Below are 10,168 nucleotides of genomic sequence, written 5' to 3'. Positions count from 1 at the left end.
ACGTTTTCGCCGGAAGTGCCCAATTATCCGGCCAAGTACTGCGAGATTCCCACGTCGCTTCGCTCCTCGGAATGACACGTCAAGCGAGTGCAGCGGTGCACCAGTGCCTTTCTGCCGTTGAATGCTCCCCCTACTGGGCGGTCACTGACCGCCGCTACATTTTCCTCTCGTCCGGCGGGTTGTGCAGGGATCGCCGCTGCGGACGCAACCGGCCTATCCATCCTGACCGATACTCTGTACATCATGCAGGCACGCAGCCGGGCCATTCCGATTCTTTTCCCGCAGCCTGTTTTTCCTGTTGCTTTTTCCGCGTTTTTCCGGCATAATATAGGCATCTACTATTGAGAAAGGCGGAAGGTTCCCATGGAGCTTCTGAAGGAACGGATCCGGAAGGAAGGCAAGATCCTGCCCGGAAACATTGTGAAGGTGGATGGTTTCCTGAATCATCGCATCGACGTACCACTGATGGAGCAGATCGCGCAGGAATTCAGGCGCGTGTTTGCCGGCAAGGACATCACCCTTGTGCTGACGGCCGAAGCCAGCGGCATCGCCCTGGCCACGATCTGCGCGCAGGCCTTCGGCGTGCCGATGGTGTTCGCCAAGAAGGCCAAGAGCGACAACATCGAGGGCGGCCTCTATCAGAGCGACATTCTTTCCTATACCTATAAGAAGAAGGTCACGCTGCTTGTCTCCAAGGAGTGGCTCAGTGCCTCGGACAAGGTCCTCATCATCGATGACTTCATGGCGCGCGGTGAGGCCATGCGCGGCCTGTGCGACATCGTGAGGGAGGCCGGGGCCGAGCTCGTCGGCATCGGCGTCGCGGTGGAAAAGGGCTTCCAGCACGGCGGCGACCGCCTGCGCGAGGCCGGTATCCCGCTGCATTCGCTCGCCATCATTGAGAGCGCAGACGAAAACGGCTTTGTCTTCCGGGAGGAATGAGCATGGAAACGATTCTCGTTCTGGACTTCGGCGGGCAGTATAACCAGCTCATCGCCCGCCGTGTCCGTGAGTGCAACGTATACTGCGAGGTCAAGCCCTACACGACCCCGCTGGAGGAGCTCAAGGCCATGCAGCCCAAGGGCTTTATCTTCACCGGCGGCCCGAACAGCGTCTATGACGCCGCCTCCCCGAAGGTCGATCCCGCCATCTTCACGCTGGGCGTGCCGGTCCTCGGCATCTGCTACGGCTGCCAGCTCATGGCCCAGACGCTCGGCGGCGAGGTCACGGCTGCGCAGGACAGCACAGCCCGCGAATACGGCCGCACGGAGACGCACTTCTCCCCCTGCCGCCTGTTTGAGGGTCTGCCAGAGCAGAGCGTCACCTGGATGAGCCACGGCGACTTCATCGCCCGCCTGCCCGAGGGCTTCCGCGCCTGTGCCGTCACGGAGCACTGCCCGACCGGCGCTATCGCCGACGAGGTCCGCGGCTTCTACGGCGTGCAGTTCCACCCGGAGGTCAACCACACCGAGCACGGCCAGGATATGATCCGCAACTTCCTCTACCGCGTCTGCGGCTGTACCGGCACCTGGAACATGGGCGACTATATGCGCTCCTCCATCGCCGCCATCCGCGAGAAGGTCGGCAGCGGCAAGGTCCTGCTGGCCCTGTCCGGCGGCGTGGACAGCTCCGTCGCCGCCGCGCTCATCGCCGAGGCCGTCGGCGACCAGCTCACCTGCGTCTTCGTCGACCACGGCCTGATGCGCAAGAACGAGGGTGACGAGGTCGAGGCCGCGTTCCGGAAGTGGGACCTGCACTTCGTCCGCGTCGATGCCGAGGCCCGCTTCCTCGGCAAGCTCGCCGGGGTCACGGAGCCGGAGCGCAAGCGCAAGATCATCGGTGAGGAATTTATCCGCGTCTTTGAAGACGAGGCCAAGAAGATCGGGCGCGTCGACTATCTCGCCCAGGGCACGATCTACCCCGACGTCATTGAGTCCGGCGCGGGCGATGCTGCCGTCATCAAGAGCCACCACAACGTTGGCGGCCTTCCTGACTTCGTCGACTTCAAGGAGATCATCGAGCCGCTGCGCCTGCTGTTCAAGGACGAGGTCCGCCAGCTCGGCCGCGAGCTCGGCCTGCCGGAATATCTGGTCATGCGCCAGCCCTTCCCCGGCCCCGGCCTTGCCATCCGCGTCCTCGGCGAGATCACGCGCGAGAAGCTCGATACCCTGCGCGATGCCGACGCCATCTTCCGCGAGGAGCTGGCAAACGCGGGCCTCGCCTACAGCGTCAGCCAGTATTTCGCCGTGCTGACGAATATGCGCTCCGTCGGCGTCATGGGCGACAGCCGCACCTACGACTACACCCTCGCCCTCCGCGGCGTCACCACCACCGACTTCATGACCGCCGATTGGGCTCGTATCCCCTACGACGTCCTCGACCGTACCTCCGCCCGCATCGTCAATGAGGTCCCCCATATTAACCGCATCGTCTACGATATCACCAGTAAACCCCCAGCGACGATTGAGTGGGAATGATTGCATCCCGGAAAAGCCCCGTCATACCAAGGCTTTTTCGCCATGAGTGCCCGCTGTGGCAACAAAATGGCAACATTATTTGAATTATTGCGATAACAAAAAGCGCTATCTGATTTGAGGCCAAGTCAGATAGCGCTTTTTTTCTATTGTTTTTTATTCAGCCTTCAGCCTGTCTTTGAACGCCTCCACCATTGCATCGCTAAGCTGCTGGGACGGCACTTTCACATAGCCGGAGGTCTCATCGTATTTCGGGTAGTTATAACGCCACTTATCGTAGTCCTCCCGGTTGATTTCGCCGTTGCGATGCCTTTCGGCTTGTCGCCTGCAATTCACAGACAGTAAACCCTCTCGGCAGCTTGAGCAATTTTTATAAAGATTATTTCTCTAACCTCTGGAAATGCTTCATTTTCAGACAGCCCCGTTTTTTATGTCCATCTCAGTTGATCCTAATACCAGGATAGGCGCTTACTGGGTTCCCGCCCGATCCTTCCACGCAGCGAGGTAAGCAAAGCTGGGCCAGAAACCGTCCCGGCGAAGAAGCACTTGGGAAAGGCGCTCTCTTTCGGCGCAGTCCGGATGCCAGAGCAGACCGTACAAGGTAATGCCATATTCCAGATCGTCTTCTTCCCTCTCCAGCATTTCCAGCGCCGCTGCAAGCGGCGTTGTACCGCTCCAGACCCGCATGGCCTTTTCGTAAGCAGTATGATGCCCCACCGCCATATCCGGGCGATAGTACTTCAGAAGCGTCGGCGCTTTCTCTGTCCGGACAGCGTTCAGCGTGTGCCAGTAAAGAACCGCAATCCCCATTTCATCATCGCATAAAGGCATACAGCTCTCAAAAGCTTCCATTGCCTGCTCGTACCGCCCGGCGTAATACTGGGCAAGGCCGATCCGATAGAGGCAGTCCAGCTTTTCCGCACCCAAGGACAGACATTTTTCAAAATCAGTAATGGCAAGATTGCTTTGCAGCGTCGTCAGGTACCGTCCCGCCCGAAGGCGGAGCAGGGACAGATCTTCCGGCTCCAGCTTCAGCCCCTCCGTATAAGCTGCAACGGCCTCACGGTAGCGAAGCTGCCTGGAAAGAGCCTTTCCCAATGCACGGAATTTTTCAACGGAGTCCGGCAAGGACTTTGCCTGCCTGATTGCCTGGGAGTCGGGAATTCCGGCAGGAAGATTGAGAATCTGGCTTTCTATCCCGGCGTGCAGGGCATCAAACGGGTATTCCATCACAGCCCCCTTGTATACGGACGGTAACAGGCGGAGCAGACGATTTCACCGTTTTGAAGGTGGGCAAAGCTCTCGGCAAATCGTTCTCCGCACACGGAGCAGGTAACGGTCTTGAAGATCCGGGCCTCCTCCGGCACCGGCTCTGGGGCTTCCTTCACGTCAAACATCTCGTGGAAGTCCCCATCCATAAGCCACGCCAGCCGTTCGTCCTTGGTTTTCTCCGGTGTTGGGCGCAGGGCAAGGCGGAAGGACTTTCCGTCCGGACGGCGATAAAAGGAGAAGGCGTTTTTCCCCTGTAGATTGAAAATCAAGTTCCCTTTTCCCACGGTACAGGACAGCAGCGCCTGAATGGCATCCACACCGCAGGCGTCGGTCTCGGCAATGCACACGATCTCCTCGTCCTCAGATGTGCTGTCACTTTCAAACAGCTCCCACGCATACAGCACCGCCCGAAAGCCGACTGCAAGGCCTCCGCAGCCGTGGCCATGAAACGCAACGCATTTTTGCCACAAAGATTCCAGTTCCTTTTGCATCGTATGACCTCCTATTTTTCCTGAATGGCAGCCTGTCGGTGCTCAAAATACAGGCTGATGAGATAGAATGACAGCGAGAGCAGCATAATGCACACGCCCGGTGAGAGGAGATAGGCATAGGCCTGTCGAAGAAAGGCGCCCCGTTTATAGGCAAAGTTGATCATGGTGCCCCAGGTGGGATGATACAGGTCCCCAAAGCCCAAAAAACTCAGGGTGGACTCCATCATAATGCAGCTGTTGACCCCCAGAAGAAACCGGGAGAGCAATACATCGTACAGATTCGGAAGAATATGGCGGAGAATGATATGCTTCCGACTGTATCCCTGGATCATGCAATTTTCAATAAAAGGCTGGGCATTCAGGTGAATGACCTTTGCCCGGACATTCCGGGCCGTCCCCACCCAGCTGAATGCAGCAATCAGAAGGATCAGATTTCGGCTGGAGCTTCCCAGAAAGGTCGCCAGCACGATCATGGTCACCAGCTTCGGAAGCAGCACAAAAATATTGATAACGCCATTGGACAGGCCGCCCAAAAAGCCCTTCCCGGCAGCCAACGTACCGATCACGCTTCCCAGAAGCAATGTCAGAATACTGCTGGATACACCCACCAGCAGCGTCTGCCGGGTCCCGCAGACCAACTCCGTAAAGATGTCATAGCCCAACGCATTGGTGCCAAGTAGGTGTTCTGCCGACGGCATCAGCCACGGGCCAAACGTTTCCTTCTGCCCGTAAGCCGTAAACACAGTCGGAAATAATGCAGCGGTCAGAAAAAGGCTCAAAACCACGATGCCAAGGAGAAGCGGAATATGCTGTTTTCTCAAGCCGGACCACCTCCGAAGCGTACCTTGGGGTCAATAAGAATGCAGATCAGGTCCGTCACGACAATGGAGATCGTCATGATCGCCGTTGTGACAAACAGGATGCCCTGCATCAGCGGGTAATCCAACGTATAGACGGCATCCGAGAGCAAGCTCCCCATACCGCCGATGGAAAACAGCTTCTCCACAACCAGGGAACCACCGATACAGGTGCTGACGCTCATGCCCACCATGGTGATAAAGGGCTGGGCAATGTTCTTCAGAATATAGCCGAATTGGATTTTTCGGTCGGATAAGCCCCGTTCCTTGGCATAGAGCACATATTTTTCTTCCGTCACCTGTCGGACGGTGTTCCGCATCAACAGGTATCGGGAGGGTGCGGCGGCGACGGTCAGTGTCAGCACCGGGAGAATCAGGTGATGGATCCGGTCCCAGAAATACCCGGCCGTTCCGGGAACGACCCCAGCGCTGTTCAACCCCGTATAGGGAAACCACCGCTGCCGGAAGCAGAACAGGATCATCAGCACCAGAGCAATCAGAAATGTGGGCATCGTATTGACGATGATCTGGAATGTGGTCGAAAACTTCTCAAAGCCGCTGCCTTTCTTGTAGCCGCAGCGGAGCCCCCACAAAAGACCGATGACCGTGCTGAGCAGCACGGCAGGCAGGGTGATCTGTAAGGTGTAGCCCAGTCGCTGCCCAATCAGGGCTGAAACCGTGGCTTCCTTTTTGAAGGAATAGCCCAGTGTACCGTCTGCAAGGGAGCGCAGATAGTACCCGAACTGCACGAATACCGGCTTATCCAGATGGAGGGCCTGCCGGTAATAAGCTACCTGAGCAGGGGTCATATCCTCCTCGGAAAAGCCGGTCAGATAAGCAATGGGGTTCCCCGGCAGAAGCCGGGGCAGGAAGAAGTTCAGAACAATGACGATCAGGAAGCACACCAGTGCCAGGATCAGATTTTTACGATACTTTTTCACCGGTGTGCCTCCTGCGTGCAAAAATTATTTCTTGGTGATGCTGAACCAGTTGTTGACGTTGTTCAGGCCGAATACAGCATCCACGGTCACATTGTCCAGCTTGGAAGAATAGGCCAGCATCATGTTGTCCCAATACAGGGCAATCAGCGGCATATGGGCCGCGTAGTAGTCCTGGAGCTTTGCTGCGCCGGTGTAATATTCCTCAATGGTCTTGGCGGCCTTCAGTTCGTCCAGAATGGAGGAAAAGGCTTCGTCGAACACCTGGCAGCCGCCCTGCACAGCGTGATTGCCGTCCACATAGATGGAACCGAGGCCGTTGCCCATGCCCATGCCGGCGGCGGTATAGCCATAGATCGCAGCTTCCATGGTGATATTGTTCTCGGAGAACTTGTTGCTGGTTTTGGCATTGTAGGCATCCTTGTCCACGGCGTCCAGATTCACCTGAATTCCAAAGGCCTCCAGCTGGGTCTTGATCATTTCGGCGTAGCCCACATGGGCCTCCTTTGCGGCGTTGACCGTCAGCGTAAAGGCAGCAACCGTACCGTCGGCGTTCACGTAGAAGCCGTCGGCATTCTTTTCGGTGTAACCCGCAGCCTTCATATACTCGTCCGCTTTTGCAGTATCGGTGGTCAGTTTCTCCGTGTCCGTATAGCCCACCGTGGTGGAGGGTACAAAGCCCCGGTTGGGGATCTCAGCATAGGCGCTGCCGAAATAGGTCTTGAATTCCTCGTAGTTCAGTGCATAGGAAACTGCCTGACGCAGGTTTTCGTCAGAGAACAGGCCATTTGCGTTGTTAAAGGCCAGGACCGCAGGCGCATTGGCCGCAGCCACATTGACAAGCGAGACATTGGTATCGGTGGAGAGTACATCCTGATAGGTTCCTGCCACACCGGTGGAGTAGGCCCAGACCATGTCGATGTCGCCCTGCTGGAGCGCCAAATACATGGTATCCTCGTTGCCGAAAAGCTGATAGACGATTTTCTCCACATTGGGCTTCTGGGGATAGTATTCATTGACTGCGAAGGTAATGGTCCCGGCTTCCTTGTTGAAGGATTCCAGCACATAGGGGCCGCAGGTGATGCGGCCTTCGGCCTCCGTGACGGTATCCTTTCCCTCATAAACATGCTTGGGCATGACCCGGAAGGAGGTCATATTGCTCAGTTCCCGGACATTGGGAGAGGCCAGCGTCAGGGAAATGCTCATTTTGTCGTCGGAGAGGGTGTAGCCGGTGTACTTGGCCTCCGTGACCTTTCCGTCTTCCCCGGTCTGGGCCTCAAAATTGGCGCTTCCGTTGGCCTGATCGTATTGGAGTGTGAAAAGAATGTCCTCCGCCGTTACAGGCGCTCCGTCGGACCACGTCATGCCGTCCTGGATGGTGTAGGTCCAGGTAGCGGCATCCTCGGTAGCATAAGTTGCCAGAAGCGGATGATATTCGCCCTTGGTGTCCTGATAAACCAGAGGCAATTCGGATACACCGCTGGCAAGCATATCGAAGTTATACTCGCCGAACACGGCGGTTTCGATGGCAGCCGTCGTGCCGACGGTCAGCGTATCAATGGCGTAGGTGGGTGCCGGTTCCGTGGCCTCCGTGGTGGGAGTCTCGGTGCTTGGTTGGGTGGAGGGTGTCTGGGTGGGTTCTGCCGGGGTCTTGCCGCAGGCTGCCAGCGACAGCACCATCAGCACCGCCAGCAAAAGAGATCCAACTTTTTTCATTTCGTGTTTTTCTCCTTCTGATTTGTGTGTTTCTTCTCAAATACATAGATTTGATCACAAAGTAAATTCACCAGCGCTTCATCGTGGCTGATGAGCAGGATGCTTCCGTGGTGTTCCTGCATCTGACGGCGTACCATTCCCAGCACATTGGCCTGGGTAGAAACATCCAGCATGGAGGTTGCCTCGTCCAGAATCAGCAGCTTTGGCCGGAACAGAAGACACCGGGCGATGGCCACCCGCTGGGCTTCCCCACCGGAGATCTGATGCGGCAGATGGGCCAGGATCTGCGGCTCCAATCCGACTTTCACAAGCACGTCTTCCGTCAGCGCACGCTCCTTCCCCTTGGGAGCAAAGCCGTGATAGCGGATCAGTTCTTTGAAGCCGCTGCCGATTTTCTGGTGCGGGTCCAGCGTTGCATAGGGCTGCTGATAAACCATCTGAATGGAAAGGCCCAGTTTCCTGTCATAGGGCGTATTCTGCGAAACAAGACATTGGCCGTCCAGCAGAATCTGCCCTCCGTCCGGCGGGCAGATGCCGCAGAGGACTTTGGCCAGCGTGGATTTTCCGATCCCGCTTTTTCCGAATATGCCGCAGATCTGACCGTCGGGAATATCCAGCGTGACATTTTGCAAAACCTGTTTTCCGTCAAAAGCCTTATCGATCTGTTCCATGGAGATCATTCCTTACAGCACCACCATTCTCTGTCTCCCTGCGTCCTCCGGGGCATTTCGGCACGGCATCGTCCGAAGGCTGCGGGACAGCGGCGATAGAAGGGACAAGCGCCCGCCTCCGTCCGCAAAGCCGGCGTTTCCTGCATCCCGTTTTCCACCAAGGCACCCAGCAGGGCTTGGGTGTAGGGATGGCGCGGGGCAGCCAGCACCAGTGCGGAGCTGCCAGTCTCCAGCATTTTCCCGCCGCACAGGACAAGGATCCGGCCGCAGGTCGCTGCCACGGAAATGTCATGGGTGATAACGAGCTTTGCCGCATCCGGGAACAGGTCATTCAAAAGGGACAGCGTCTGCTGCTTGCTGTCCTGATCCAGACCGTTGGTAGGTTCGTCGGCGATCAACAGCTTGGCCTGAGAGCAAAGGGCCAGTGCAATGGTTACCCGCTGGGCCATGCCGCCGGACAGCTGGAAGGCATACCGGTCCAGAATGGCCTCCGGCTGGGTAAACCCCACCTGCGTCAGCTTTTCACGGGCAAACGCTTCTCTCAGAGGTGCCGCAATGCCCAGCTTTGCAATGCTGTCAAACATCTGGCGGCGGATGCTTCTGGACGGGTCAAGAAATTCGTGACCGTTCTGCGGGATATATACGATCTCCCGGCCCAGCATGGACCGCAGCTTTTTGCCCTTCGGCAAAGCCTTCCCGCAAAATAATACTTCACCGGAAACCAGCCGCACATTGCCGGGCAGCACCCCCATCACGGATTGGGCAATCAGCGTCTTGCCGGACCCAGTCTCGCCAATGAGAGCCAGGCTCTCCCCGCGAGAAATATGGAAAGAAACCCCGTGGACCAGTTCTTTTTCCGTGCGGTCCAGTTTTGCGGCGATCACGCCGCCGGCGTACTGTAAAATAGGTGTTTCCAAGTGTTCCTCCGAACCGGTGTTGCTTTGCATTCCTGCCCTGCGCAAAGACGCAGCGCTTTCTTCCCCAAGAAACGCTGCGCCTTTGCTTTGGGTTTTGGCAGGAATGCGTGTATGAACCGATGAGCATACTATAACAGATGAGATTCCCGGGCGGAAGCCTCCCCGGGGGATGTTTTTTCCATTCACCAAGATAGAATCTGTGTTCGCACTTTTTTCTTCGTATATTCTGTCAAAGCCTTATGCTGATTGGGCCGAAAAGTATCGCAAAAAAGTCAAAGTGATACGCATTTTCGCACGGTCGGAAAAATCTGCTTTCCCAATGCCATTATCGTTGCGGACCGGTTCCACGTGATCCGTCAGGCGTCCCGGGCGATGGAGCAGGTCCGGAAGAACAAGCAGAACAAGCTCTCCAGAGGGCTGCGCAGGTACTTCAAACGGTCAAAGCACCTTCTCCGGAAGCCGATGGAAGCTCTGAGCAGCGAGGAGCAGGAGCGTCTGGCGCTGATGTTTGAGATCGCCCCGAGGCTCGCCGACGCCTACCGGCTGAAGAACGAGTTCCTTGCCGTCATGCATTCGGAGTCCTCGACCGTCGGGAAGCAGCGGCTGCTCGACTGGCTCGCGGCCGTGAACGTTATGGACCTTCCGGAATTTCAGGCCTGCGTCACGGCGTACCGCAACTGGTTTCAGAAGATCCTGAACTCCATGGACGTCCCCTGGTCCAATGGCTTCATCGAGGGCTGCAACAACAAAACGAAGGCCCTCAAGCGCGTCTGCTTCGGGATGCGGAACTTCCGGAACTTCAGAAATCGGATCCTTTTCTGCAGCGGTGTACCGA

Annotated in this window: 11 protein-coding genes; 3 read left to right on the top strand and 8 right to left on the bottom strand. The window is 57.0% G+C overall.

Annotation, left to right across the window (positions count from 1 at the left end):
- Window positions 1-363 precede the first annotated feature (363 nt).
- Together WMO66_RS01140 and guaA are read left to right on the top strand one after the other, a co-directional pair.
- Complete coding sequence (locus tag WMO66_RS01140; RefSeq protein WP_349134573.1) at window positions 364-939, top strand: xanthine phosphoribosyltransferase; 576 nt, start codon at window positions 364-366, stop codon at window positions 937-939.
- Window positions 936-2,474, top strand: a complete 1,539-nt coding sequence (gene guaA, locus WMO66_RS01135) for a glutamine-hydrolyzing GMP synthase (protein WP_349134572.1) — start codon at window positions 936-938, stop codon at window positions 2,472-2,474. Before WMO66_RS01140 ends, guaA begins: the two co-directional genes overlap by 4 nt.
- A gap of 153 nt (window positions 2,475-2,627) precedes the next feature.
- Here guaA and WMO66_RS01130 read toward each other — a convergent pair whose 3' ends face one another.
- The 8 genes from WMO66_RS01130 to WMO66_RS01095 form a co-directional block, all read right to left on the bottom strand.
- Window positions 2,628-2,807 (bottom strand): hypothetical protein, encoded by a 180-nt coding sequence (locus WMO66_RS01130; RefSeq protein WP_349134571.1) that lies wholly within the window; start codon window positions 2,805-2,807, stop codon window positions 2,628-2,630.
- Between the two features lie 132 nt (window positions 2,808-2,939).
- A complete protein-coding gene (locus WMO66_RS01125; RefSeq protein WP_349134570.1) occupies window positions 2,940-3,701 on the bottom strand; it encodes a tetratricopeptide repeat protein in 762 nt (253 codons plus the stop codon).
- On the bottom strand, window positions 3,701-4,234 hold the full coding sequence (locus WMO66_RS01120; RefSeq protein ID WP_349134569.1) for an FmdE family protein: 534 nt from the start codon (window positions 4,232-4,234) through the stop codon (window positions 3,701-3,703). The genes WMO66_RS01125 and WMO66_RS01120 overlap by 1 nt, the downstream gene beginning before the upstream one ends.
- Window positions 4,235-4,245: 11 nt before the next feature.
- A complete protein-coding gene (locus WMO66_RS01115; protein ID WP_349134568.1) occupies window positions 4,246-5,055 on the bottom strand; it encodes an ABC transporter permease in 810 nt (269 codons plus the stop codon).
- Window positions 5,052-6,032: an ABC transporter permease gene (locus WMO66_RS01110; RefSeq protein ID WP_349134567.1), complete on the bottom strand. Its 981-nt coding sequence runs from the start codon at window positions 6,030-6,032 to the stop codon at window positions 5,052-5,054. Before WMO66_RS01110 ends, WMO66_RS01115 begins: the two co-directional genes overlap by 4 nt.
- A 24-nt stretch (window positions 6,033-6,056) precedes the next feature.
- Window positions 6,057-7,745: an ABC transporter substrate-binding protein gene (locus WMO66_RS01105; protein ID WP_349134566.1), complete on the bottom strand. Its 1,689-nt coding sequence runs from the start codon at window positions 7,743-7,745 to the stop codon at window positions 6,057-6,059.
- Window positions 7,742-8,416, bottom strand: coding sequence for an ABC transporter ATP-binding protein (locus WMO66_RS01100; RefSeq protein ID WP_349134565.1), 675 nt, complete (start codon window positions 8,414-8,416; stop codon window positions 7,742-7,744). Before WMO66_RS01100 ends, WMO66_RS01105 begins: the two co-directional genes overlap by 4 nt.
- Before the next feature lie 5 nt (window positions 8,417-8,421).
- Window positions 8,422-9,333: an ATP-binding cassette domain-containing protein gene (locus WMO66_RS01095; protein WP_349134564.1), complete on the bottom strand. Its 912-nt coding sequence runs from the start codon at window positions 9,331-9,333 to the stop codon at window positions 8,422-8,424.
- A gap of 246 nt (window positions 9,334-9,579) precedes the next feature.
- Between WMO66_RS01095 and WMO66_RS01090 the strand changes: the two genes are divergently transcribed.
- On the top strand, window positions 9,580-10,168 hold a 589-nt coding region (locus WMO66_RS01090), incomplete at its 3' end, for a transposase (RefSeq protein ID WP_349134563.1).

Source organism: Faecousia intestinalis (genome assembly GCF_040096185.1).
Taxonomy (GTDB): domain Bacteria; phylum Bacillota; class Clostridia; order Oscillospirales; family Oscillospiraceae; genus JAZOXB01.
The sequence above is the reverse complement of the archived record's forward strand: the minus strand, read 5'-3'. Positions and strand labels throughout refer to the sequence as shown.